The 25,662-nt window shown below is 55.2% G+C and carries 20 protein-coding genes; 6 read left to right on the forward strand and 14 right to left on the reverse strand.

All coding sequences use genetic code 11. From position 1 onward, the window contains the following. Positions 1-13 precede the first annotated feature (13 nt). The 9 genes from P159_RS19105 to P159_RS0104405 form a co-directional block, all read right to left on the reverse strand. Positions 14-3,160 carry an ATP-binding protein gene (locus P159_RS19105; protein WP_051650100.1) on the reverse strand — a complete coding sequence of 1,049 codons (3,147 nt, stop codon included), beginning with the start codon at positions 3,158-3,160 and terminating at the stop codon, positions 14-16. A 109-nt stretch (positions 3,161-3,269) separates the two neighbouring features. Then, a complete protein-coding gene (locus tag P159_RS0104370; protein ID WP_029541778.1) occupies positions 3,270-4,055 on the reverse strand; it encodes a response regulator in 786 nt (261 codons plus the stop codon). A 121-nt stretch (positions 4,056-4,176) separates the two neighbouring features. Beyond that, positions 4,177-7,323: an ATP-binding protein gene (locus tag P159_RS19110; RefSeq protein WP_051650102.1), complete on the reverse strand. Its 3,147-nt coding sequence runs from the start codon at positions 7,321-7,323 to the stop codon at positions 4,177-4,179. Positions 7,324-7,462: 139 nt separating this feature from the next. Next, complete coding sequence (locus P159_RS0104380; protein ID WP_029541781.1) at positions 7,463-8,182, reverse strand: phosphatase; 720 nt, start codon at positions 8,180-8,182, stop codon at positions 7,463-7,465. 254 nt (positions 8,183-8,436) lie between these two features. After that, complete coding sequence (gene hisC / locus P159_RS0104385; protein ID WP_029541782.1) at positions 8,437-9,486, reverse strand: histidinol-phosphate transaminase; 1,050 nt, start codon at positions 9,484-9,486, stop codon at positions 8,437-8,439. A gap of 183 nt (positions 9,487-9,669) precedes the next feature. Further along, positions 9,670-11,352, reverse strand: coding sequence for an AAA family ATPase (locus P159_RS0104390; RefSeq protein ID WP_221174045.1), 1,683 nt, complete (start codon positions 11,350-11,352; stop codon positions 9,670-9,672). Between the two features lie 147 nt (positions 11,353-11,499). Further along, positions 11,500-13,209 (reverse strand): phosphoenolpyruvate--protein phosphotransferase, encoded by a 1,710-nt coding sequence (gene ptsP / locus P159_RS0104395; protein ID WP_029541786.1) that lies wholly within the window; start codon positions 13,207-13,209, stop codon positions 11,500-11,502. Positions 13,210-13,382: 173 nt separating this feature from the next. Continuing rightward, complete coding sequence (locus tag P159_RS0104400; protein ID WP_029541788.1) at positions 13,383-13,649, reverse strand: HPr family phosphocarrier protein; 267 nt, start codon at positions 13,647-13,649, stop codon at positions 13,383-13,385. A 252-nt stretch (positions 13,650-13,901) separates the two neighbouring features. After that, the gene (locus tag P159_RS0104405; protein ID WP_029541791.1) at positions 13,902-15,626 is read right to left on the reverse strand and encodes a sigma 54-interacting transcriptional regulator; all 1,725 of its coding nucleotides are present in this window, start codon (positions 15,624-15,626) and stop codon (positions 13,902-13,904) included. Positions 15,627-15,838: 212 nt separating this feature from the next. On the opposite strand from P159_RS0104405, the gene P159_RS19115 reads away from it, so the two are divergent. Both P159_RS19115 and P159_RS0104420 read left to right on the forward strand, forming a co-directional pair. Continuing rightward, positions 15,839-17,194, forward strand: coding sequence for a hypothetical protein (locus tag P159_RS19115; protein WP_051650104.1), 1,356 nt, complete (start codon positions 15,839-15,841; stop codon positions 17,192-17,194). A gap of 23 nt (positions 17,195-17,217) precedes the next feature. Further along, complete coding sequence (locus P159_RS0104420) at positions 17,218-18,129, forward strand: PRC-barrel domain-containing protein (RefSeq protein ID WP_029541794.1); 912 nt, start codon at positions 17,218-17,220, stop codon at positions 18,127-18,129. 67 nt (positions 18,130-18,196) lie between these two features. Here the strand turns inward: P159_RS0104420 and P159_RS0104425 are convergent, their stop codons facing one another. Continuing rightward, positions 18,197-18,547: a hypothetical protein gene (locus P159_RS0104425; protein WP_029541797.1), complete on the reverse strand. Its 351-nt coding sequence runs from the start codon at positions 18,545-18,547 to the stop codon at positions 18,197-18,199. 145 nt (positions 18,548-18,692) lie between these two features. Between P159_RS0104425 and P159_RS0104430 the strand changes: the two genes are divergently transcribed. Then, entirely contained in the window at positions 18,693-18,884 is a 192-nt protein-coding gene (locus P159_RS0104430; RefSeq protein ID WP_029541799.1) for a DUF896 domain-containing protein, read from the forward strand. Here P159_RS0104430 and P159_RS0104435 read toward each other — a convergent pair. After that, the gene (locus P159_RS0104435) at positions 18,881-19,249 is read right to left on the reverse strand and encodes a hypothetical protein (RefSeq protein WP_051650105.1); all 369 of its coding nucleotides are present in this window, start codon (positions 19,247-19,249) and stop codon (positions 18,881-18,883) included. The two genes, P159_RS0104430 and P159_RS0104435, sit on opposite strands and share 4 nt — an antisense overlap. A 107-nt stretch (positions 19,250-19,356) precedes the next feature. Here P159_RS0104435 and P159_RS0104440 point away from each other — a divergent pair, with 107 nt between their 5' ends. Continuing rightward, a complete protein-coding gene (locus P159_RS0104440; RefSeq protein ID WP_051650106.1) occupies positions 19,357-20,610 on the forward strand; it encodes a VanW family protein in 1,254 nt (417 codons plus the stop codon). A 334-nt stretch (positions 20,611-20,944) separates the two neighbouring features. On the opposite strand, the gene larB is transcribed toward P159_RS0104440, so the two are convergent. Beyond that, complete coding sequence (larB, locus tag P159_RS0104445) at positions 20,945-21,691, reverse strand: nickel pincer cofactor biosynthesis protein LarB (RefSeq protein WP_029541804.1); 747 nt, start codon at positions 21,689-21,691, stop codon at positions 20,945-20,947. Between the two features lie 329 nt (positions 21,692-22,020). Here larB and P159_RS0104450 point away from each other — a divergent pair, with 329 nt between their 5' ends. Continuing rightward, positions 22,021-22,881 carry a hypothetical protein gene (locus P159_RS0104450; protein ID WP_029541806.1) on the forward strand — a complete coding sequence of 287 codons (861 nt, stop codon included), beginning with the start codon at positions 22,021-22,023 and terminating at the stop codon, positions 22,879-22,881. 79 nt (positions 22,882-22,960) lie between these two features. Continuing rightward, complete coding sequence (locus P159_RS0104455) at positions 22,961-24,442, forward strand: flotillin family protein (protein WP_051650135.1); 1,482 nt, start codon at positions 22,961-22,963, stop codon at positions 24,440-24,442. 70 nt (positions 24,443-24,512) lie between these two features. Here the strand turns inward: P159_RS0104455 and P159_RS0104460 are convergent, their stop codons facing one another. Both P159_RS0104460 and P159_RS0104465 read right to left on the reverse strand, forming a co-directional pair. Continuing rightward, entirely contained in the window at positions 24,513-25,280 is a 768-nt protein-coding gene (locus tag P159_RS0104460; RefSeq protein ID WP_029541811.1) for a VWA domain-containing protein, read from the reverse strand. 36 nt (positions 25,281-25,316) lie between these two features. After that, complete coding sequence (locus P159_RS0104465; RefSeq protein ID WP_029541813.1) at positions 25,317-25,625, reverse strand: hypothetical protein; 309 nt, start codon at positions 25,623-25,625, stop codon at positions 25,317-25,319. Positions 25,626-25,662 lie beyond the last annotated feature (37 nt).

Below are 25,662 nucleotides of genomic sequence, written 5' to 3' on the forward strand. Positions count from 1 at the left end.
TTTTTATTAAGTTTCAGCCTAAGATTTCCTTGAGCTTATCCCAATCCGGCAGACGGGCAGCCTCTTTTACGGCTTTCAGCTTCCCAGTCTCTGCCTCAGGCAGGCGGTAGGAAGATAATTCTTCCAGCATGTAGTTCAGGCTGTCGTAGTCGAAGCTTCCCACTACTTCCCCCATGGCTTCCCAGGCCTCGGCCAGTTCTTCTTGGCTAATAGGCGGCTTATTGCCTGCATCTTCCTCCTGGGGCAGCAGGGGTGAAAGCTCCGGCAGGAAGCTCCTGTAAAGGGCCAGCAAGGGGGGCGTGCCCACCTTGATTTCGTCATAGTAGCAGTTGTTCCCTGCATCTTCCAGCCTCAGGGCCTTTTCGGAAAGCTCGCTGGCGCCTATGACCCTGGCCGTGCTCTTGAGGGCGTGGACTTTGGTGGTGTAGCTATCCCACTCCTGCAGGTTGTAGAAGCGTTCGATTTCGTTGGCTGCTGCTTCGATAGACTGGGCAAAGACCGTGAGTGCATCTATATAGGCCTCAGCTGAGCCGCAGTGCTCTACGCCAGCCTTGCAGTCTATGCCATTGACCTCGTGCAGCCAATCCGGCAGCTCGCACTTCTCTTCCTGAGGCGGGGCTGCTTCTGCAGCCTGCACCTTGTCACCGGGCAGGTATTTCTGCAGGGTGGCCTCCAGCTGCTGGCTATCTATGGGCTTGCTGAGGTAATCGTCAAAGCCTGCCTCCATGTATTCCTCTCGGGCGCCGCTGACGGCGTTGGCCGTGAGGACGATGACGGGAGTGTTCTTGTTGGGGTAGCCGGGAATATACTCCAGTTTCTTCATGGCGTGAAGCGTCTCCACCCCATCCATGCCAGGCATGCGGTGATCCAGCAGGATGAGGTCATATTCCATGCCCTGCACCCGCTCCAGCGCTTCATAGCCGCTCAGAGCCGTGTCGATCTGCACCTGAGTGGCCTTCAGCAGGCCCTTGGCCACGGTGAGATTCATGGCCGTGTCATCGACGATAAGGAGCCTGGCCTCCGGAGCGATGAAGCTTTCCCGATAGGCCGTCTTCTGCTTGATGCTGTTGAGGTAGGCCGTCTCATAGTCACCCATGGGGGCCCAGTTCAGCACCTGCTGCTTCACCTGGAAGGAGAACTCCGAACCCTGGCCGTACTTGCTCTTCACTTCCAGCTGGCTGCCCATGAGCTCCAGCAGCCGCTGGGTGATGTTCATGCCCAGCCCCGTGCCCTCGATGCTGCGATTCCGCTCCTCCTCGATGCGCTCGAAGGCATGGAAGAGCTTTTCCATGTCCTTTTCCTTGATGCCGATGCCTGTATCCTTCACGGCTATGCAGAGGCAGATTTCATTCTCCCCTGTCTTTTCCCAGCCAAAGCGCATGGTGACGCTGCCTCTTTCCGTGTACTTCACGGCATTGGTGAGGATGTTGGTGACCACCTGCCGGAGGCGTATCTCATCCCCCTTGAGGATGCTGGGCATATCCTCCGCCGCCTCCACAAAGAGCGCCAGCCCTTTCTTCTCTGCCCGCTGGCGTATCATATTCACCAGGTCATTGAGCATGGAGCTTACGGCGTACTCCACGGGGATGATTTCCATCTTCCCCGCCTCAATCTTGGAGAAATCCAGGATGTCGTTGATGAGACCCAGGAGAGCCGTGCCCGCTGTACGGATATTTTCCGCATACTCCCGGGTGAAGTCCTCCTTCGTCTCCCGGAGGATCATCTCGTCCATGCCCAGCACCGCGTTGATAGGAGTGCGGATTTCATGGCTCATATTGGACAGGAACTGGCTCTTGGCCGTGTTGGCGGCTTCGGCAGCCTGGGCCATTTCCTGCAGTTCCCGATTGCTGTCCGCCAGTTCCTTCGTGACAGCAGTCAGGAAGGTAGCCATGCGCTCGGACAGAGGGATGATGCGGTGTTCCTGGCGCTGGGACATATTGTTTTCGCTGATTTTCAGATTGGGCGGCCCCTCCCGCATGCCCACTGCCACCAGAGCACTGTTGAGTATGCCCCCCTTGCCATGATAGCAGTAAATCTCGGAGGTGCCGTAATTGCAGATGAGGTTTCTGGCAAAGCGCCGATAGCTTTCAATCTCCTTGGGAGCCTTTTCCTTCAGGAACAAAGTGCGGTTGCCGCAGGCCACCATATAGAGCACTTCCGGTGCAAAGCCCCACATATATTCGCTGGCCACTTCCGTTTCCTGCAGCAAATCATCATGCACCGCGTAGGTGAGGCTGATTTTTTCCCCCATGTAAACATCACCGCTGAAATAGAGGCAGCCATCTTCGTCATAGCGTGGGGGAACTCTGGGGATGATGCAGTCATTGCGCTTGATTGCCAGGGGGAACTCGGAGATATTGTAGACGAAATTCTCATCGGGAATCACGTTCAGATAGCGGTGATAGACTTCCACGGGGAGTATGTCATCGATGCGGGAAATGCAGTTCTCTCCCCTGGTGGCAGTGATGGTCATTTCCTTGCCCAAAGGCTTCCAGCCAAAGACGTAATCCGCCTTCACATGGAGGTCAACGCCTGTGAACACCGCCAGCACAATGCCCTGCCGGTACATGCCGCTGCCGATGACATACTGCTGCTCCACATCATTTTTTTCATTGAGGGTAAAGAGATTGCTGAACCTGGCATTGCCGTCTGCACTGAGCTCAAACATGCCAGCGGTAGCCCCGAAGATGGGAATATCCTCGTTGCCCTTAGCCAGATTCCTGACAAAACGATAGAACCCCACGGACAGCCCCGAACAATAGAGCGCTACAGCTTTCACATCGTGCATACGGCGGATGCGCCGCCCCAGTTCCACTCCCGCTTCCTGATAAAGGTCAGGGGAGCCGGTGTATTCCAGGAGGGTCACATCTGCTGACTCCATGAAGTTGATATTCAATTTGAGCATGGACTCGTCGTTGTAACTGCCGTAAATAGTCTCCGTCATGCCCGTCACCACAGCCTCGGGAAAGACCTCTTCAATGGCTGCCCGGGTCTGGCTGGCAGTCACCTGGCAAAGGAGACGGAAGAGCAGGTGGATATAGACTGCCGAATCACCACGGGCCTCGGACTCCGCCCTCTTCTCCCGCAGGAGCTTCTTCACCGAACTGATGAAAGCAGGCCTGTCCGTCTCCCAATACAGCTTATGGCATTCCTGTATCATGAGCTTTCCTCCCTTATTGGAAATGCCCCCCTCTTGTGCAGGGGATGCCCTTTCCCCCTTCCACCGTCTTCGACGGTCCCCCTTCCCCGTAAACGGGGCAGGCAGGGCTTTAGGTTACGTTACTCTCATGCAATTTCTGATACTTCCGCTTTTCGAAGAATTCGTCTATGGCCGCGATAAGCTTGGGGCGCTCCATGGATTTCAGCAGGTAGCCGTCAGGCTTCAGGGCCAGCACCTTCATGACGCTCTCCCTGTCCCCCTTGCCCGTGAGGAAAATCACCGGCAGGTCATCCAGCCTGCTTTCGCTCCTGATCATCTCCAGCACCTGGGGGCCGGAAATCACGGGCATCTCATAGTCCAGCAAAATGAGGTCCGGGGTGTTGTCTGCAATGTACATCATGGCCTGGGCCCCGGAAGTGACGATGGTCACCCGGTATTTGGCCGAAAGCCAGTCCTTCACCATCTTCAGGAAGGTGCCGTCATCATCCACCAGCAGGATACTCTTTCTCTTGGCCAGATCGTCATTGGCCTCCAGCAGCCAGTCCAGCTGCGCCGTAAGCTTCTTCATGTCAAAGGGGCGGGGGAAGGAAGCCGCAACCAAAGCCGCAGGTATAGTCTGGGTTACGGTGTCAATCTCCGGCACCGTGCCCACCAGCACCAGGAGCTTGTCTTCCTCGGTGCAGATATCCTTCAGATATACCAGGGCTGAGGTGACACTATCCACGTATTCTCCCAGGAACATGAGGATAAGCTCCGTATCTCCCTTGTGGTCGCATATATCTTCCATGGTGGGCTCTGACTCAATCAGCTCATAGCCCTCCGCCGTCAGGTTCTTTACTATGGTATTCAGCATAAAGGACTTGCCCTTGCGAATCAGGAGTATTTTCTTCTCCATGGCTCCCATCCTTCCTATGGCCTGCCAAGCCAGACTGTGGCTTGTGCCCTCATTCACGCTCATTATCCGCTAACTTGCAATATTCGCCAGAGAACAGCCTTTTCCCTTTGCTCCCCGGCCCTTAACCCAAAATTTCCTTGAGCTTCTCCCAGTCCGGCAGGCGGGCGGCTTCCTTTACCTGCCTGAGCCTTTCTGCCTCTTCCTGGGGCAGCTGGTAAGAAGACATCTCCTCCAGCATGAAACGCAGGCTGTCGTAATCAAAGCTCATGACCACTTCACCCATAGCCTGCCAGGCTTCGGAGAGTTCTTCCCCGCTGATTGGCGGCTTGCCGCTCTCGTCTTTTTCCTGGGGCAGCAGGGGGGCAAGGCTGGGGAGGAAGCTGCGGTAAAGCTCCAGCAGCGGCTCCGTGCCTTCCCTGATTTCCTCGCAGTAGAGGTTGTTGCCCGCATCTTCCAGCCGTCTGGCCCGCTCGGAAAGTTCCCCGGCTCCAATGACCCGGGCCGTGCTCTTGAGGGCGTGGACTTTGGTGGTGTAGTTTCCCCAGTCCTCCGCCTGATAGAAGCCCTCGATTTCCCGGGCGTTCCCTTCGATGGATTCGGCAAAGACCTGCAGGGCATCCATATAGGCTGCCACTGAGCCGCAGTGGGCCACTCCCGCTTCAGTATCTATGCCCCCAGCCGCCAGCAGCCAATCCGGCAGCTCAGCCTCTTCCTCCTGCGGGGGAGCAGCCTCTGCAGCCTGCACCAAATCACCGGGCAGGTATTTCTGCAGAGTGGCTTCCAGATGCTGGCTGTCGATGGGCTTGGTCAGATAGTCGTCAAAGCCTGCCGCCATGTATTCTTCACGGGCGCCGCTGACAGCATTGGCGGTGAGGACGATGACCGGGGTTTCCTTGTTGGGATAGCCGGGGGATTCTTCCAGCTCTCTCATGCGGGCCAGGGTTTCCACCCCGTCAAGGCCCGGCATGCGGTGGTCCAGCAGGATCAGATGATATGCTTTTTCCCGGACTTTGTCCAGGGCCTCATAGCCGCTGAGAGCCGTGTCTATCTGCACCCGGGTGGCCTTCAGCAGCCCCTTGGCCACTGTGAGGTTCATGGCGGTATCATCTACAATGAGAAGCCTTGCCTCCGGGGCAATGAAACTCTCCCGATAGGCCTTCTTCTGCTGGATGCTGTTCAAGTAGGCCCGCTCATAGTCACCCATGGGGGACCAGTCCACCACCTGCTGCTTCACCCTGAAGGAAAATTCGGAGCCTTCGCCATACCGGCTCTCTACCTCCAGCCTGCTGCCCATGAGCTCCAGCAGCCTCTGGGTGATGTTCATGCCCAGGCCCGTGCCCTCGATGCTGCGGTTCCGCTCCTCCTCGATGCGCTCGAAGGCGTGGAAAAGCTTTTCGATATCCTCGGCCTTGATGCCGATGCCCGTATCCTTCACCGCAATGCAGAGAAAGATTTCCTGCTCCTCCGTCTTTTCCCAGCCAAAGCGCAGGGTGACACTGCCCTTTTCTGTGTATTTCACGGCGTTGGTGAGAATATTGGTGACCACCTGCCGCAGGCGTATCTCGTCCCCTTTCAGCACGCTGGGCACATCCTCTGCCGCTTCCACTCTGAACTCCAGCCCTTTCTTCTCCGCCCGCTGGGAAATCATATTCACCAGGTCGTTGAGGAGGGAGCTCACTGTGTACTCCACGGGAATGATCTCCATTTTCCCCGCTTCAATCTTGGAAAAGTCCAGGATATCATTGATGAGGCCCAGCAAGGACGTACCCGCCGTGCGAATATTTTCCGCATACTCCCGGATATTCTCCTCCTTGGCCTCCCGGATGATCATTTCATCCATGCCCAGCACCGCATTGATGGGAGTGCGGATTTCGTGGCTCATGTTGGAAAGGAACTGGCTCTTGGCGCGGCTGGCAGCTTCTGCCGCCTCCGCCATTTCCTTCAGTTCCCGATTGCTCTCCTTCAGCTCCTCAGTCACCGCATCCAGAAAGGCCGCCATACGCTCGGACAGGGGGATGACATCATGGAGTCCCCGATGGGTGCTGGTATCGGCGCAGACCTTCAGCCAGGCCTCTCCCTCCCGCATGCCCACAGCTATCAGGGCACTGTTCAGGATGCCCCCTCTGCCATGATGGCAGTAGATTTCCGAAGTGCCATAGTTGCAGATGAGATTGCTGGCAAAACGGCGAAAGGCATCCACCTCCAGGCGGGCCTTATCCTTCAGAAAAACGGTACGGTTGCCGCACATCACCAGATACATGACCTCCGGGGCAAAGCCCCACATATACTCGCTGGCAATCTCTGTCTCCTGCACCAGATCGTCATGGACAGCGTAGGTGAGGCGCACCTTCTCCCCCTCGTACACGTCGCTGCTGAAGTAGATCCGCCCCTCATGGTCATAGCGGGGCGCCACCCTGCCCATGATGCAGCCATTGCGCTGGACAGCCATGGGAAATTCGTAGATATTGTAGAGGAAGTTCTCGTCCGGGTTCACCTTCAGATAGCGGCGGAAAACCTCCGTAGGACGCATGCTGTCAATGCGGGAAATGCAGTTTTGCCCGCAGGTTTCAGTGATGGTCATTTCCTTGCCCAGAGGCTTCCAGCCAAAGATATAGTCCACCTTCACGTGAAGTTCCTCGCCTGAGAACAACACCAGCAGGGTGCCCTGATAATAAACCTTCTCCCCCACCACATACTGCTGGTCTGTATCATTGTACTTGTCGAAGAAAAAAAGATTGCTGAACCTCTCGCTGTCATCGGCGCTGAACTCAAACATGCCCGCCGTGGCGCCAAAGAACGGCACCTCTTCATTGCCGCTGACTACGCTGGAAACGAACTTGTGAAAATCCGTGGAAAGGCCGGCACTGTAGATGCCTACAGCCTTTACCAGAGGCAGGTTATGGACCTTCTCCCCCATCTCCCTGCCTGCCTCCTCATAGCCCTCAGGAGGCCCCAGATACTCCAGCAGCTGCACCTTGCTGTGCTGCAGGAAGGTGATGTTCATGCGCAGCATGGACTCCAGATCCTCGTTGACATAGAGGGTCTCCGTCATGCCCGTCACCACTGCCTCCGGCATGATTTCAGCAATAGCCTCCCGGATTTCCCGTGCAGTATCCGCACTGATCAGGCGAAAGAGCATGTGGATATAGATGGCGCTGTCATGCCTTGCATCCGACTCCTTCTTTTTCCTGCGGAGAAGCTTCTTCACGGACTCGATCAAGTCCAGCCTGTCGCTTTCCCAATATCTCTTATGACATTCCTGCAGCATGGAAGTACCTCCTTAGAAAAAGGGCTGTTATATGAAAACCATACAACAGCCCAACACTTCAAGTCACAATATGCCGATTTTACTTCCGTTTCTCTCTTATGTATTCGCCACCCAGGAGCTCCATCCCTGCTAAGGAACTTTAGGATTCAATCCATTCCTTGAACTTTTCGGGGGAAGAATTGATGATGAGCTCCTCCGGGAAGCCGTACTGCTGCACCAGTTCCAGGGCATAGGCATGATTGCCCACATCGAACTCCACATGGGCATCGCTGCCCATGATCATCATGGCACCGTGGCGCCTGGCCGCCTCCATGAGCTCCCCTGCCAATTCCCTGGAGCCCTTGCGGGAGCCTCCCGGGGTGTAGGAGCTGTTGTTCAGCTCCAGCAGCACGTGGTTTTCCACCGCAGCCCTGGCGACAGCTTCAAAGTCCACCGGGTATTTGGGATTGTCCGGGTGGCCGATAATTTTAACTTTCGGATTCCGCATGGCACCTAAGATGGCAGCGGTGTTCTCCTCCTTCGTGCCGGGCTTGATGCAGGGGTCGTGCAGGCTGGCCACGGCGTAGTCCAGGCGGGAAAGGAATTCCCCCCGCAAATCCGTAGAGCCGCTATAGTCGATGATGTTCAGCTCCGCCCCCATGACCATATCTATGCCATAACCCTGCTCTGCCTCCCGGGGAATGACCTTGAAATTGCAGAAGTAAAAATCCCCGAAGCAGCCGGGCATGGAGGGAGTGTGGTCAGAAATCCCCAACAGCTTCAGCCCCTTGCGCTTGCCGGCTTCCGCCATCTCCCGGATGGAGCTGTAGGCATGAACACTGGCAATGGTATGGGTATGGACATCAAGCAAGTCAATCATGTATTATCTTTCCTCTCTTCCCTAAACTTTTCCTCCCTATCATACCCCCAGAACATGAACTTTGCCAGCAGAAAAATGCACAAAATAAAACAACCGGCCTGAAGCCCTGAGCAACAGACCGGGTGTTGATGATGTAAAAGCCTTCCCCCTCGCAGGGAAGGTGGAATGAGAGGACGAAAAACGACTTCGACGCCCCCCTTCCGTCAGCCTACGGCTGCCACCTCCCCCGTAAACGGTGGAGGCCTAAATAGCCCTCAAAGCACATCCTGCAATACTTTGATGAACTGCTCCATCTCGGCATCGGTGCCGACAGTGATACGCAGATAATCAGACAAGCGGGGCTTGTTGAAGAAGCGGACGTAGATATCCTTCTCCTTCAGCTTCTCAAAGAGGGACTCTGCCGAAGTGCCTGCAGGCGGTTTGGCAAAGAGGAAATTGGTGCGGGATTCCAGCACCGTGAAGCCAAAGCCTCTGAGGGCTTCCTTGGTCTTCTCCCGGGTCACCAGCACCCGGTCCACCGTCTCCTCGAAATACTCCCTGTCATTGGCAGCGGCCACGCCTGCGGCCAAAGCTGGCATATTCAGCGTATAGGAGTTCACGGAGAACTTCACATCATGAAGCGCCTTGATAAGCTCTTTGCTGCCGAAGGCATACCCCACCCGCAGGCCTGCCAGGGCCCGGGACTTGGACATGGTGCGCACGATGACCACATTGGGGTACTTCTTCAAGAGCGGCAGGGCCGTGCGGCCGCCGAAGTCCACATAGGCCTCGTCAATGATGACCACAGAATCCTGATTCTCTGCCACCACTTTCTCAATATCCGCCATGTCACCTTCCAGGCTGGTGGGGGCATTGGGATTGCAGAGGACAATGCCACCGTTCTCCTTCATGAAGCCCGCAGGATCAAAGGAGAAATCCTCCCGCAGGGGCACCGTCTCGAAGGGGATGCGGTAAACGTCAGCCCATACCTCGTAGAAGGAATAGGTGATATCGTTGAAGAGAATGGGCTTCTTCCCTGCAAAATAGGTCAGGAAGCACATGGAGAGCACATCATCAGACCCCACGCCCACGAACACCTGCTCCGGCTCCAGCCCATACTCCTCCGCCAAAGCTTCACGAAGCTCCCGGCAGTCCGGGTCAGGATATAGCCGCAGCTTCGATGCCTTGATGCCCCTGATGGCCTCCACCACCTGCGGTGAAGGAGGGTAGGGTGACTCATTGGTATTCAATTTGATGACCTTCCGCTGAGGCTGCTCCCCCGGAGTATAGGGGGTGACTTTGCGTATATTATCCATCAGGCTCATATATGAAATTCCTCCCGAATAACAGATTACATGTTTACAACCGCCTCTATTGTACCAACTTCCAAGGCAATTGTCATGAAAAACATGTTATTCTATTTCTACGTAAACAAGAAAATTCCTGCCTGCCAAAAATCCCGCCCTAAGCACCATCGCTTCAGGCGGGATTCTTTCACTCTGTAGAACTCAATTTCCTCTTGCTTCGATATGGCATTTCTTTCCCCAAAAGGCAATGCCATACTGCCAAAAATTCTTTACCCCGCGCCTCTCAAATTCAGCTGCATACTGGTTGACCTCTATCTGCGCCAGGGCTTCTTTGGCCCGCTCCGGCATTTCCGCTTCACTTTCTGCCACCTTGAACTCCAGCAGAGCGCCTGAGGTCTGGTTCTTGCACGGGAAGATGGCTACATCGAATCTGCCGTAGCCGGATTCGCGGTTGGACACCACCTCGAAGCGGGGCATCAAGGTAGCCAACAGACCCAGCACCAAACCATGATAGAAGCTTTCCCTGGCCGCCGTATCATAAAAGCTTGCCATCAACCGCAGATAATTTGATAAGCCTTCGGCAAAATCCTCGGCATTGCCCATGAGCAGGCTATCCAGCAATTGGCCCAAAAGGGTATTATCAGGGGTGACACTCTCCAGATGTGCCATGACCTCTCCCTTGAAAAGGTAACTAATTTCCCTGTTGGGAATCCTCATAGTAGAGCGGGTTTCCCCCTCGGCATAATCGGGATAATCCACCATGGTGAGATAGCCGGTGGTCAGCAGCATGGAGAAGAGAGCATTGCTGTTCTTGTAGATGCCATCATAGATAACTCCTTCATCAATGGTGGCAGTTATCTTTTTGCCATGCAGGAGATCTGTCAGCGCCTTGATCTGTGCTGCAGTGGCCTTTTCAAGCATCTTCCTCAGGATAGCATTGCCGGAGGTATTCACCCAATAGGCAGCAGGACGGCACTTTTGCTTGAAATAGCATATAACCGACCAAGGATTGTATATTTCCTGCCCACCAAAGTTGTAACCGTCGTACCATGTCTTTATTTCCGGCAGCTTGTCTTCCACTTTGAAATCTGCTGCCATCTTCTGGATTTCCTCATAAGTAAAGCCCATGACATCCAAAAATTCCCCAGAGGCTACACTTGCCACTTCCAGATTATTAAGGGAACTGAAAATGCTCTCCTTGGCAATCCTCAGCACCCCTGTCAGCACGGCGAAGTCCAGATGGGGATTGGTCTTCAGCACTGAGCTGAGATAGTTCCTCACAAAGACAATGGCCTCGTCATAATAGCCGTAATCCCAAGCGTATTGGATGGGGGCATCGTATTCATCTATCAGCACGAGAACTTGTTTGCCATAGTACCTATGAAGATACGCCGTCAATTGCTTCAGGGAAAATTGCAGTTCAGTCCTGTCTGCCTTGCCGTTCAGCACTGTTTTATATGCTTCTTTTTCCTCGGCATATAAGGCATCACCTTCCAGCAGCCACCGAAATGACTGATACATACCTTGCATAGAACTTGCGAAGCTTGCCAGCATGCCTTCAAATGTATCTTCCTTGATATCCTTCAGACTGATGAACACCACTGGCCGCGTTCCCTGCTCCGCCATATACTGCTCACCAGCTTGCTCTACCCTACTGCCCTCAAACAGGACACGGTTAGCCTCTGCATCTTTGTTGGAAAAGAAGTAGTAAAGCATGCTCATAGTCAGAGTCTTGCCGAAACGCCTGGGCCGGGTTATCAGCGTAGCCTGAGCATGGCCGTCAATCAGCTTACGGATAAAATCCGTCTTGTCCACATAGTAATATTTCTCCCGCACCTGCCGGAAGTCATCCACCCCCACAGGCATCACAAAATGCTGCTTCATAGTCTCACCCCGTTTCAGCCTGAACATCCTCTCTTTGCTTCAATTCTAGCAGAACCATGCTTTATGTCAACAACTCCCCAAAGCAAAATCCCCCCCGAAGTACAAATGCCTCGGGCGGGATTCTTTATTTCATATGGAAAGTATTTCTTAGAGAACCTTGGCCAGATATGCCTTGATCTCGTCGCCATCTTCCATCTTCATGACGTCAGCCAGGATTTCCTTGGCCTTGATGGAGGAGATGGAGCGGATCTTCTCCTTCACGCGGGGAATGGAGGGAGCGCTCATGGAGAGCTCGTTGATGCCCATGCCCAGGAGCAGCACAGCGGCGTTGGGGTCGCTGGCCATCTCACCGCACATGCCGGCCCAGATGCCGTTCTCGCGGGCACTGGTGATGGTGCGCTGGATGAGGCTCAGCACAGCGGGGTTGAAGTGGTTGTAGAGGTCGGAGATGCTGGCGTTGCCGCGGTCGCAGGCCAGGGTGTACTGCACCAGGTCGTTGGTGCCGATGGAGAAGAAGTCCACGTACTTGGCAAGGACCGGGGTCATGACAGCAGCAGCCGGGGTCTCAACCATGATACCAACCTGCACGCTGTTGGAATAAGCCTTACCCTCGTGCTCCAGCTCCAGCTTGGCCTCCTCGATGAACTCCTTGACCTTCTTGAACTCAGCCACGTTGATGACCATAGGCACCATGATGGCAGCCTTGCCGTAAACGCCTGCACGCAGGATAGCCTTCAGCTGGGGCAGGAAGAGGTCGCGGCGCTTCAGGGAGATACGCACGGCGCGGAAGCCCAGGAAGGGGTTCTCCTCCTTGGGGATGTTCAGGTACGGCAGGGGCTTGTCGCCGCCGATATCCATGGTGCGGATGACGCAAAGGTTGCCCTTGCACTTCTCGATAGCTTCCTTGTAAGCCTTGAACTGATCTTCCTCGTTGGGGATATCCTCACGGCCCATGAAGACGAACTCGGAGCGGAAGAGGCCCACGCCCTGTGCGCCGTAGGTGAGGGCGTTGTCAACGTCCATGTGGGAGCCGATGTTGGCCATGAGCTCGACCTTCACGCCGTCAGTGGTGACAGCTTCCAGGTCCTTGAGCTGTGCATAGTGGGCAGCCAGCTCCTTCTGCTTCTGGATCTTCTCGTTGTAGCTGGCGCGCTCAGCCTCGTTGGGGTTGATGACAATCTCGCCCTGCTCGCCGTCCACGATGACATGGTCGCCATCGGAAATAGCCTCCAGCTTCTCGCCCAGGCCCACCACGGTGGGGATAGCACGAGCCTTGGCGATGATGACGGCATGAGCGGTGGTGGAACCAGCGCCCAGCAGCACGCCTGCAATCTGCTCGGTAGGCATGCCGGCGATGACGGAGGGCTCTACCTCCTGGCCGCAGAGGATGACTTTCTCGTCACCAATCTCGGGCTCCTTGACGCCCAGGATGTACTTGGCAATGCGCTTGCCCACATCGCGGAGGTCAACGGCACGGGCTGCGAAGTACTCATCCTCCATAGATTCGAACATGGCAGCCTGCTCCTCAGCAGCCTTCAGCACGGACTGGGGAGCATTGCCCAGCTCCTCGATCTTGCTGATGATGCTGTCATGGAGGGCAGGATCCTGCACCATCATGCGGTGTGCTTCCATGATGGCAGCCTGCTCCTTCTGATCCTCGTTCTTCTGCATGCGCTCTACGCTCTCGCTAAGGATGTCAGCTACAGCAGTGAGGGCGCCTTCGGCCTTGTTCTTCTCTTCATCCACAGAACCCGGCTGATAGTTCACCAGGTAGCCGTCCAAGTTCTGACCTGCCAGCATGATCTTGCCCACGGCGATACCGGAGATAACGCCCTTACCACGAATCGTTACTGCCATTTTTCTTTTCCCCCTGTAATCAAAAAGACATAACTAAAAATAAAGCAATGTCATAAATTTAGGAATGTTTCCCGCACAGCCTCCCCCTCACGGGCAAGGCATAAATAAAGGCTCTCCCCGAGCCCCCTGTCTCGGGATCTCTGGGGAGAGCCTCCGAAGCAATTCCTCTGAAATTACTCCTCGCCGAACTTGGAAGCCACCAGGTCGGTCAGGGCCTTCACTGCCTCAGCCTCATCCGGGCCATCAGCCAGAATGGTCATCTCAGTGCCCTTCACAAGGCCCATGCTCATGATCATGAGAATGCTCTTGGCATCAACAGTCTTGCCCTTGGCCTTGATCTGAACCTTGGACTTGAACTTGGTTGCAGTCTGCACGAAGATGGATGCAGGACGTGCATGGATGCCGGTCTTGTTCTCGATCATGATAGTTGCTTCAGTCATTTTGAAATCTCTCCATTCTTAAAACTTACAGTTTGCTGCTTCTTTTCGGCTCTCTGATGAAGCCCGCACCGAAGCATTTGCCTAATAAATATGCAAGCAACGTGCCAACTTCTGCAAAGGGCCGAAAATTCATCTATTTTCACCGCCTGCACAGACGCAGGCGGGAAAAAACTTAAGTGGAACTAACATCTTTTTGGTAATTTTTACCTACTAACAGAATTGTCCGCTGGTAAAATATACCAACCTGGTAAATTATACCAACCCATACTTCCTGGCCTTGGCCGCTACAGTCTTATGACTTATCCGTAGCAGCTTTCCTGCCGCGTTGAAGCTGCCGGCCTTATCCAGGGCATGAGCTATGATCTCCTTCTCATACTCCTCCCAGGTGCGGACTTCCTCACCTGCCACTGGTTGCGGCGCAGCAGAAGACGTAGCCTGTGCCGGTTCGGCTATCCTGCTGTCTCCCTTGATATAGGAAGGCAGCGCAGCTGTCTCTATGCGGTCCCCGTCCATCAGGGTGATGACACGCTCGATGACATTTTCCAGTTCCCGCACATTGCCAGGCCAGCTGTAGTGCATGAGGAGAGTCATGGCCTCGGGGGTGATGCCCTGCACGGGCCTGCCCGTCTCCTTGCTGATTTTCTCTATGAAATGCTCCACCAGCAGGGGGATATCATCCACCCTGTCCCTGAGCGGAGGCAGAACCAGAGGAATGACATTCAGGCGGTAGTAGAGGTCCTCCCGGAAGCCTCCCTCCTTCACCAGCTGCTCCAGATTCCGATTGGTCGCAGCGATAATGCGCACGTCCACATGGACATTCTCCTCGCCGCCTACCCGGTAGAACTCCCTTTGCTGCAGCACCCGCAGGAGCTTCACCTGCATGTTCTTGTCCATCTCCCCGATTTCATCCAGGAAGATAGTACCTCCATCTGCCAGCTCGAACTTGCCCAGCTTCTTCTTCACTGCCCCGGTAAAGGCCCCCTTCTCGTGGCCGAACAGCTCTGATTCCAGCAGGGCCCCGGGGATGGCACCGCAATTGACCCTTATATAAGGAGCGCGCCTGCGGCTGCTGGCATAATGTATGCCCTCGGCAATGACCTCCTTGCCAGTCCCGCTTTCGCCCTGAATGAGCACGGTAGCTGAGGAAGCCGCCGCCTTGGTGGCCAGAGCCAGCACATCCACCACCTTGCCGCTCTTGCCTATGTAATTGGCAAAAGCCTGAGCGGTCTTCTTGGTGCGCAGCAGCTCCTGCTCCAGATACTCTGCCCGGGCAGAAACCTGTGAAAGACGCTCCATCATAGTCTGCAGTTCCGTGATATCCTTGGATACGGACACCACCCCTGCTATCTCCCCCTCTACAAAGATAGGGGTAACATTGGCCACAAGCGTCGTGCCGTCCTTTTTATGGCTGATGCTGCCGATGCGGGCGATACCGGAGTTCAGCACCCCGCAGCGGTTGCCGTCGGGAGCAGTCTCGTGGACATTAGTGCCCACCACCATTTCCGGGGTCTTGTGGACGATGCGCAGATATGCGGGATTGACGTAAGTAATGACGCCGGTGCTGTCCACCACGCAGATGCCGTCCTGCACCGCCTCCAGTATCATCTGCAGCCGCTGCTGCATGAGGGCGTTTTCGTGCAGCAGCCTGTCCACCTGATGGATCCTCTCAGCGCCCCGCTCCTCGAAATCGCTCTCCAAAAGTTCCCGCATGGAATCCGCAGCCTGCTCCAAATGCTCTGGCGGCGTATCCGGGGAGAGTCCCTCCGCAGACACAAAGACCTTGTCCCCTGAGGAAACCTTCAGGCCAATGAGCTTCATGAGATTGCTCATTTCCCGGGGCCGCGAGCTCTCCGTGCGCAGAAAAAGCCGCACCCCAAAGCGGCGGCCCAGCTCCTCTGCCTGCTGCACCAGCATAGCGGCCACACGCACATGCAGGCCGTTCTCGCTTTTAAGGAGCGCCTCCCTTTCCACTGTCATGCACATCTTCCTTTCTTCTTCTTATTATACTATAAAGACAGGCGAAAATCCCCCTGCTTATGAAAGAAAATTTCAAATTTCTCCAAGCGTATATTCAGACATTTTCGTAGACTTGCAATTCTCCCTTGAAAACGCTACAATATTGTTGAGTTATGGGATAAATCAAGGGAGTTTCCCCTTGATTCATAGGAAAAGGAATGAAGTGAGCCATTATGACTTTTTTTGTTGTCACAGCCGCTATCATGGCTGTCAGCATACTGCTCATATATAAGCTGTGCCGCTTCTTCGGTCTGGAGCTGAAATGGATTTCCCTGGTGCTCTGTGCCATGATGGCCTTTGGAGTCAACGGAGCCACCATCATACTCTCCCCCTTCCTGGATCAGGGCCATTACTTCAAGCTCATCGCCCTGGTGCTGGTAGCTGCAGGTTTGGTGACCCTCATCAATGAATACCTGCTGAAACGGGAGCACAGACAGCTGGCCGCCGCAGGCGGCGCAGTGCTGACCCTGGAGACGGAGGAAGAGGAAGAAGCCGAAGAGATGCTGCAGGCAGCATCCGAAAGCGAAGCAAAGACCGAAGCTGGGGAAAAACTCAGCCAGCGCCTGCAGGAAGCCGTCAAGGCCAACTCTACGGCAGCAGAGCCCGCCGAAGAAGCCGCCGCGGAAGCACCAACAGAGGAAGGTCAGCCCGAAGCTGCAGAAGCGCCCGCTGACACAGCTGAGACTGAGATTGAAACCGCCGCAGAAGAACCTGACGAAGAAGTACCGGAAACCACCGTGACGGAGGCAGAGCAGCCGGAAGAGGCTGCCGAAGAACCTGCCCCAGCCGATGCCGGAGAAATGGCTGAAGCGGCTGAAACCGTAGAAACCATAGACACTGCAGAAACTGTGGAAGATATGGCGGATGCAGGAACCGCAGAAGCAGACGCATCGGCAGAAAAAGCAGAAAACCAGGAAACCGAAAACAAGGCAGAGGAAGAACCTGTGCCGGAGGAAGATTCCTCTGCTGCAGAAATCCCTGCCACGGACGAGGAATCTCCTGAGGAACAGCCCCCTGCCCCGGCAGAGGAACCTGCGCCCCAAGAGGAGGAGAGCCCGGAACAGCCGGCAGAGGCTGCCCCGGCACCTCAGGAAAGCAGGACAATATCCCTGGAGCCCGATGCGGCAGAAGCCGCCGTGGCAGAGCTTTCCACACTGGACGAGATCCTGGACTTTGCCTATGCCAACAAAGAAAAGGATGTGGATGCCGCCATCACAGCCTACCGGGCGGCCATCGACCGCTACCCCGAGGACAGCTATACTCCCTTCCTCATCATCGAGCTGGCAGGGATGTACAAGGAAAGGGCTTCCTATAGTGAGGCCATCAACCTTTACGCCGAGTCCCTGGGCATGCCCATCATTGCCGGTGACGATGCCATGGTGCAGGAATTCTCCAAGACCCTGCGCTACCTTGGCACCGTTCAAGATATCCTGAAGAAACATCAATCCCTGGCCACGCCGTTTTCCAAACTCACCCCTGAGATACTTCAGGAGATAGAAGACGAGTTTGCCAAAAGGCAGGCTAAGTAAAGCATTAAATGGGGGAACAAGACATGAAGAAAAGCGTAGAAATCCTGGGGCTGCCGGTCATCAGCATCACCGAAGGCCGGGAACTGGGCATGAGCAAGACCCTGCTCATGGATGCCCGCAATGGCCTGGTAGCAGCCATCACCATTGAGGATGAGGACTGGTACCGCGGGGTGAAGCTCATTCCTTACGAATCCGTCATCGCCATCGGTGACGACGCTGTCACCATCACCAACAGCGAGAACATCCTGAAGCTGGACGATGCCGGCGACTATGAAGCCCTGCTGGACGATAACATCCGCGTCATCGGCACCAAGGCCATCACCAAGTCCGGTACTATCCAGGGCCAGATCACCGAAGTCTACATCGGCGATGATGGCAAGATTGAGAAGTGCGAGATCACTGCTCCTGATGGCACCACCTCTGATGTCACCTGCGACCAGATTTCCATCTTCGGCAAGCAGGTCACCGTCATAGACCCTAACGGCGCTTCCGAGGAAAAAAAAACTAAACCTGTAAGCGCACCTGCTCCTGCAGCCCCCAAGGCAGAGCCTAAGGACGAGCCCAAAGAAGAAGCCCCTGCAGAGGCTCCCAAGGCTGAAGAAACGCCCGCAGAGCCCGTAAAGGAGGAGACTCAGGCAGAGGAAAAAACTGCCAAAGCTCCCAAGGCTGAGTCCAAGCCCGAGCCCAAGAAAGCCGAGCCTGCCAAAGAGGCTCAGAAAGCATCTGCCAAGGCTGCAGATCCCAAGCAGGCTGCCGCTGACAAGGCTACCGAGGAGCGCCATCGCCGCTTCCTCCTGGGCAAGAAGGCTGCCCGCACCATCAAAATGGATAACGGCATCGTCATCGTCGAAGCCGGTGCGGACATCACCGAGGAAGTGCTCCAGAAGGCCAAGCTGGCCAACAAGTTCATCGAGCTTTCTATGAACGTGCAGTAAAAAGGATATCTAAAAAGAAAGAAGCCACCCAGCTGGATGGCTTCTTTTCTTATTTTATCATGGCCTGTCAGTGCAGGATAACCCTTTCGATGGTGCCGTACTGCATGTATACGCTGGCCTCGGCTGGCTCACCCTTGAGGATGATTTCTGTCACGCGCTCCTTATCAGCAAGGTTGACACGCCCGTCCTTTACCTCCTGAAGGACCTTCTCCAGAAGTGCCTTGCGGGAAGTTGCCTTGTCGGCGAAAATCTCGTTGTTGTAGCGAATATTCATGGAAGCCTGGTTCTTGCCATCATCGCAGTTGAAGAACACATAAGCATAAACCTTCTTGGCGGGTGCTTTCTTAGCCGGTGCCTTGGTCGTAGTCTTGGTTGCTGCCTTCTTGGTCTCAGCTGCTTCGCTCTTTTTAGTTGCCATAAATAATTCCCCCTGCTAAAATATAATCTTATCAGTCCCATAGTGTAAACGCCAATATTTTCTATGTGCGTCCCTATGCAAATATTATACAGCTATTATTCATTTTTTATCAAGATATACCACAGAAAGGATACAGATAACAAGCATGATTACCAAAGAAATGATTGCCCGCATTAACGAACTGGCCCGCAAGAAGCGCAGTGACGGCCTTACGACAGAGGAAACTGCCGAGCAGAAGAAACTATACGCCGAATACCTGGGTAATATACGGGGCCAGATGAAGCAGATGCTGGACTCCATCGAGTATGTAGACGACCCCAAAGCTGTCAAACATTAATCAAAGGTTATCCTCTCCAAAGCCTCCTCCAGCTCTTTCAGCTGGGCGGGGCTTATTTCGTCTATATGGACTCCGCCAGTACAGACAACCCGGGCATTTCTCCGGGCCGCCAGTCTTTCTGCCAACGGACGGCAGATAAGCTCGTCCTTGTGACCGGAAGCATTCAGCACCGAGGAAGTGCTGCTCCTGCCAGCGCCTGTCAGGGAGGGACGCGGCTCTGCCATGACCACACACCCCAGATGTGCCCTGCCACCAGCGATGACCAGCAGATAGTCTGCCCCCACCCTTTGAAGTGTCAGCACCAGTTTGCCAAAGGAAAACATCAGCTCGTTTTCCCCGTCTCCTATCAAAGTTTTTTCTTCCATCGATCTCCCTCCTGCTCTTATTCTATCCCGCCTTTGCCCTGCCGTCAAAAGCCGTTGTTTTTCTCCTGTCCTTATGCTATGATGGCCTTAGCAAGCATGAAAAAGAGGTGAAAAGCACTCTGAATACCAAGACTAAATATATACTATTTGCCCTCCTGGTCTGTGCCCTTCTGACAGTAGCCATCCCCTCTGTGGTCATGGCGGTGGTGAACCAGAACCGGGTAGCCATGGGGGTTTACTATGGGGCAAACCGCCTGTCCGGCATGAGCCGTGAGCAGGTGCAGGACTTCTTCCGGGAACTGGCCGCCAAGAAGTTGGACAAAGATGCCCTGATACTCACCTACAAGGACAAGACCTGGAAGTACAGCCCCGAGGACATAGGGCTGGAAGTCCACGCAGACGAGGCCGCCGAAGCCGCCTGGCGGGTGGGACATGATCCGGAGAAGAACTTCGCCGCCAACGCAGCCGAGCAGCTGGAGAGCGCCTCGGTCAAAAGAGATATCGCGCTTGAAGTCACCTATGATGCCCAGGCCGTGGAGGAGAAGCTGGCTGCCATTGGCCGGGAAATAAACGTGCAGCCCCAGGATGCCTATCTGACCCTGCAGGCAGACGGCAGTTTCCAGCTGCACCCCGGGCACAATGGCTCGTCCCTACCTCAGGCAGAGCTCATGGAAAAGATTGGGCTCTACCTGAAGGAGCTGCACCTGCCCCTGAAGCTGGCCATCACCCCTGAGGTCAACGCCCCCTCCATCAAGAACTCTGACCTTTCCTCTATGGACACCATCCTCGCCAGCTACACCACCAGCTACGCCCCTGGGGACAGGGGGCACAACATCGAGCTGGCCGCAGGCAAACTGAACCAGCGACTGGTGCGTACCGGCGAAGTCTTTTCCTTCAACAACGCCGTCGGCACCCGCACCCGGGAGAACGGCTTCCGTGACGCAGGGGTCATCATTGACGGCAGGCTAGCCCAGGACAGCGGCGGCGGCGTGTGCCAGGTAAGCTCCACTCTCTACAACGCCATACTGCTGGCAGGGCTTACCCCCGTGGAGCGCACCGCCCACTTCTTCCCCTCCACCTACTGCCCCCCGGGCAGGGATGCCACCGTGGCAGACGGGCTCCTGGACTTCACCTTCCGCAACCAGCTGCCCCACAATGTCTATCTCTTTTCCAGTTGCTCAGGCACCACCGTCACCATCTACGTGGCAGGCACCAGAGCCGACCTGAATGGCTGCCAGATCACCCTGCAGACAGAGGGCAGTTCCATGACCCCCTCCGTCTACCGGGTCTGGACGAAAAACGGCCAGGGCATCAGCAACGAATTCCTGCATACAGACCACTACGACACACCTCAGGAATAAATTATTAAATTTAATTTCTCTTTAATGTTTTTTTCAGACAATGATGGTACAATATGAAACGTTGCAAAGGAGTATCGCCCTCCGATGCATGGCGGATACCCTTAACATCCGTAAAAAGAACTGAGGGATTGACCCCGGGCTATATAAATAGCAATACAACCTCCCTTAAAGGGCTGTTGCGCGCAAGACGTGCAGCAGCCCTTTTTGTCATGCGATTGACATATCAAAGAAAATCCTCCAGGACCTCTTCCAGTGACGTGCTCCTCAGGGGCTTTCGCTATATATCAGCCAGAGGTTTCTGATGATAGTCAGCCAAAGGCTCATAAGCCCGCCTTTATGGCAGGTGATTTATCAAACTGGCCTGGAAGGCCGCCCCGAAGCCATTGTCTATATTCACCACGGACACGCCGCTGGCGCAGGAATTCAGCATGGACAGGAGCGCCGAAACACCGCCGAAGGAAGCCCCGTAGCCCACGCTGGTGGGTACTGCCAACACCGGGCAGGAAGCCAGCCCCCCCACCACACTGGGCAGGGCTCCTTCCATGCCCGCAATGGCGATGATGACCCGGGCTTCCATGATTTCCTCCAGATGGGCCAGCAGCCTGTGCAGCCCCGCCACCCCCGCGTCATAGCAGCGCACGACCTCATTGCCCAGGAACTGCGCCGTGAGGGCCGCCTCCTCTGCCACGGGAATGTCGCTGGTACCGGCGGTGAGCACCAGGATTTTTCCCTTCCCGTCAGGCACAGGCATATCCCCCAGGATGCCCACCTTGCCCTCCGGGTGATAGATAAATTCCGGTACCTGCTGCTGTATAGCTGCCGCCTTTTCCTCCTCCAGACGGGTAACGAGCACCGGCAAAGCCTGCCGCTCCTTCATGGCCTGCAAGATGGCAGTTATCTGCTCCGCCGTCTTCCCCGCCCCATAGATGACCTCCTGGGCCCCCTTGCGCAGCTTCCTGTGGAAATCCAACTTGGCCACGCCAATATCCGCAAAAGGTTCTGCCTTCAGCTTCAGAGCCACCTCCTCCACACTGAGCCTTCCCGCCTTCAAATCTTCCAATATTTCCCTGCAAAAATCCATGATCTCACTCCCTAAGTCATATTATCTAAGACTATTATACTCATAATTTATCCTTCCAACCTTAAATTTTATCCATAAATTTTACTGAATCTAAGGAAAATCTAATAATAGGCGTGTAATATAACTGATATAGGTTCTTATAACGCCGTTGTTCCAGTTTTGCCGTAGGCAAAACTTCCTATTGGCGTTTCAACGAGGCGGGAGATATGTGCTCACCATCTGTCATGATATTCGCCACCTCTACCTGCAGAGGTGGGGGACATCTTCTTCCTCGTTATTACGAGGAAGTTGCGGTGATCTTATGGCAATTTTCTTGAGGAGAGAGTTTAATGGGAGACTTTAGGGAGAACTGTGAGTTCAGCCTTATCCGTGAAGAGCTGGCAGTCCTTTTTCGGCAGTATCGGTCAGGAAAACTCACTTCCAGCACCGCCTATACGGAGTCCGGGCGGCTGCTGGACTATGACGGGCGCTGCGGCGAGGCCCTGTTCCTGCGCTACTACGCCCTGCGGGTGCTGCTGGAACCTGGGAAGAACCCGGACTTTTTCAAGAATGACCGCCGCCCGGAGGCGCGGCTCCTGAGGCAGATCGTGGAAGACAGCCTCAGTGAGTGCGATGACCTTGCAGACGGCGAAGATGAAGGGCTCCACTACTACCTGCTTGACCGGGGGCAGGTGCTGGAGCTCATGAGCCGGGAATTCCACAGCTACCTGCGGGACTTCTATTTCAGCCGCCTGGAGACAGAGAGCAAGCTTCCGCTGATTTTGGGCGGAGAAATACGCTGGCCCTTCAAGGAGCTCACCGACAAGATAAAAGTCTTCGAGAGCATTTATCCAGGCGGCGATTATCCCTCCCTCTATGTGGAGATGGGCAGGATACAGGACAAACTGGACAAGCTTGCCCCCCTGTTCCCCACCCGTGAGGAATACAACCTCTTTGTCCAGACCCGCTGCCTCCAGTACCTTGAGCCCTATCTTGAGAGTTTGCGGGAGCACCACGGGGCTCTGACGGAACAAATGTCACAGCGGTTTATCTTTGCCTTTCGAAAGATAAATGAGCTTATGGAAGCCAAGGCACAAAGCCTTGCAGGGCACAATAACCTGGCACGCTCCATTGAGTTCTCAGTCATTGAGGGGGAACTTGACCGGGCCATTGAGGAAAACCATCTGCCCAGGCAGATTCATCATAGATGACCAAAATACCAGTATACGAAGAAAGGGTGTAATTCTATTGTCAATATTGATCTTACCTGCTATATTTGCCCTGGCCGTCATGGCCATTGCCCTGACCTGCTGGGTGAAAGCCCCGCCTGATGTGGCCTTTATCCTTTCCGGCTGGAGGGCCAAGCCCCGGATGCTGGTAGGACAGGGCGGTGTCAAGGTCCCCCTGCTGGAGCGTGTGGATAAGCTCTTCCTGGGGCAGATGACCGTTGACATCCGCACCCAGCAGAGCGTGCCCACCAATGATTTCATCAACGTGAAGGTGGACGCCGTGGCCAAGGTTTCCGTGGACGACACGGACGAAGCCCGCCTGCTGGCTTCCAAGAACTTCTTGAACCTGCCCCCGGAAAAAATCGCCGACCAGCTCCGTGATTCTCTGGAAGGCAATATGCGTGAGATTGTGGGCACCCTGTCCCTGAAGGAAATCAGCACCAACCGTGATTCCTTCTCCGAGCAGGTGAAAGCCGCAGCCGCCCAGGACATGGAGCGGCTGGGCATCAAAGTGATTTCCTGCAACATCCAGAACATCACCGACGAGACGGGCCTTATCACCGATTTGGGCGCCGATAATACGGCCCGCATCCGCAAGGACGCCTCCATTGCCAAGGCTCTGGCAGACAGGGACGTGTCCGTGAAGCAGGCTGAAGCTGCCAAGGAAGCCAACGATGCCCAGGTGAAGGCAGAGCTGGAAATCGCCCAGCGCCAGAATGAGCTGGCCATCCGCAAGGCAGAGCTGAAGCGTGAGTCCGATATCAAGAAAGCAGAAGCAGATGCCGCTTACGCCATCCAGGAACAGGAACAGCGCAAGGCCATCGAGACTGCCACTGTAGATGCAGAAATCGCCAAGGCCAATCGTGAAGAAGCCCTGCGCAAGCAGCAGGTCGCCGTCCGCGAGCAGGAACTGGCTGCCGAAGTACAGAAAAAGGCCGATGCGGAGAAGTACAACATCAGCAAGCAGGCTGAGGCAGAGCTGGCAAAGCGCCAGCGCGAGTCCGAAGCAAGGCTCTACGAACAGCAGCGTGATGCCGAAGCCCAGAAGGCCCAGGCAGAGGCGAAGAAGTACGCCATGGAGCAGGAAGCTGCCGGTATCACCGCCAAGGCTCAGGCCGAGGCAGAAGCCATCCGCCTGAAGGGCGAGGCAGAAGCAGCCGCCATGGACAAGAAAGCAGAAGCCCTGAAGAAATACGGCAAGGCCGCCATGGCCCAGATGGCCATTGAAATCCTGCCGAAAGTTGCCGCCGAGGTGGCCAAGCCTCTGGGCACCATCGACAAGGTCACCATCTTCGGCAACAGCGGTGAAAGCGGCGTAGCCACCATGTCCGGCAACGTGCCCATGATCATGGCCCAGACCATCCAGACCATCAAGGAGTCCACCGGCGTAGACATCGCCGAAATCATGAAGGCCGACAGCTACGATGCCAAAGTCACCCGCAATGTGAACGTCACTGGCATGGACCGCGAGAGTGCCAAGGCTGCCATCGCCGCAGCCGCCGTCTCCGAAGCCCCTGCCAAGAAGGCTCCCAAGGCCAGCTAAGTGCATAAGGAAAGCCCTGTTCAGATGCAAATTCCGTCTGAACAGGGCTTTTTGCTGCTTGATATCACTCTCACGGAGTATTTTTCCAGGCTTCGCTGACGCTGCCGGTCTCTCTCATTTCCGTGGCAGCTGCACTCATCCTGTCAAAGGACTGCTGCACGCCACGGGCATTATGTGCATAATCTGCAGCGTGGTCGGCGCTGATGCCCAAGGCCCCCGCCTCAGCCACAGAGTCAATGTTGGCGCCCATGAAGATGAAGTTCCAGCCGTAATCCTTGGACGCTTCCTCTATCATGGCTTTCACTGTATCCCGTGAATATTCCTTGCTGTCATTTTCCTTGCCATCCGTCATGATGAGGAACAGCACGCGCCTTTTGGCAGGGCAGATTCCCTCCTTGTCCATGGCAGCGAATTTGTCCACGATGGTTCTGCCCACGGCGTCCAAAAGGGCAGTCATGCCACGGGCATAATATTCCTTGGAGGTAAGTTCCGGCACCTTGTCCAGGGGCACAGCCTCCACAATCTTGTCATACTTATCGTCAAAGAGCACCGTCGTGACTTCTGCCCGGCCCTCTTCCTGCCGCTGCTTGGCCAAAAAGGAGTTGTAGCCGCCAATAGTATCCTCCGTCAGGGCCCGCATGGAGCCGGAACGGTCCAGGATGCAGACAATCTGCACAGGCTCCGGAGTGGTCTTGTAACAAGCCACAGAATGCTTATGCGGCAGTACAAAAGCTGTCTTCTCCGCTGGCTCCACCTGCTCCTGAACCGCCTGTCCAGCCAGGCAGAAAGCACTGCTGCCCAGCATCACCATCAAGGAAAGGAAAAGCACTCTGAACATTTCCCCACGCTCCTTTTGTACTGCTATGCTTGGTCCTTACTTTTCCTGGAAAATAATCGTTCCTTCCAGTATCCCCAGATTGCTGGATTCGTGGAAGGTATAGGCTTTGGGCTTGTACCCGGGCTCTGCGTCCTCCGTCAGGTACCAGATATGGCTGCCGTTGGGCTCCCACTGGACCGTATAGGGCACCAGCTTCTTCCCCTCCGGCAGGTCTATGGTGGTAGTGCCGCCGATTCTCTTGGTGATGTACTGGGAGCCCATGAACATATATGCAACTCCGAACAGCAGGACCAGGACAGTCACCAGACCTATTCCTATTTTTGTCGTGGTACTCATTTTCTTCATACCTCTTTTCCACATAACTTGTATCACTATGCAATCT

The organism is Selenomonas sp. AB3002 (genome assembly GCF_000702545.1).
Taxonomy (GTDB): Bacteria; Bacillota; Negativicutes; order Selenomonadales; family Selenomonadaceae; genus Selenomonas_B; species Selenomonas_B ruminantium_A.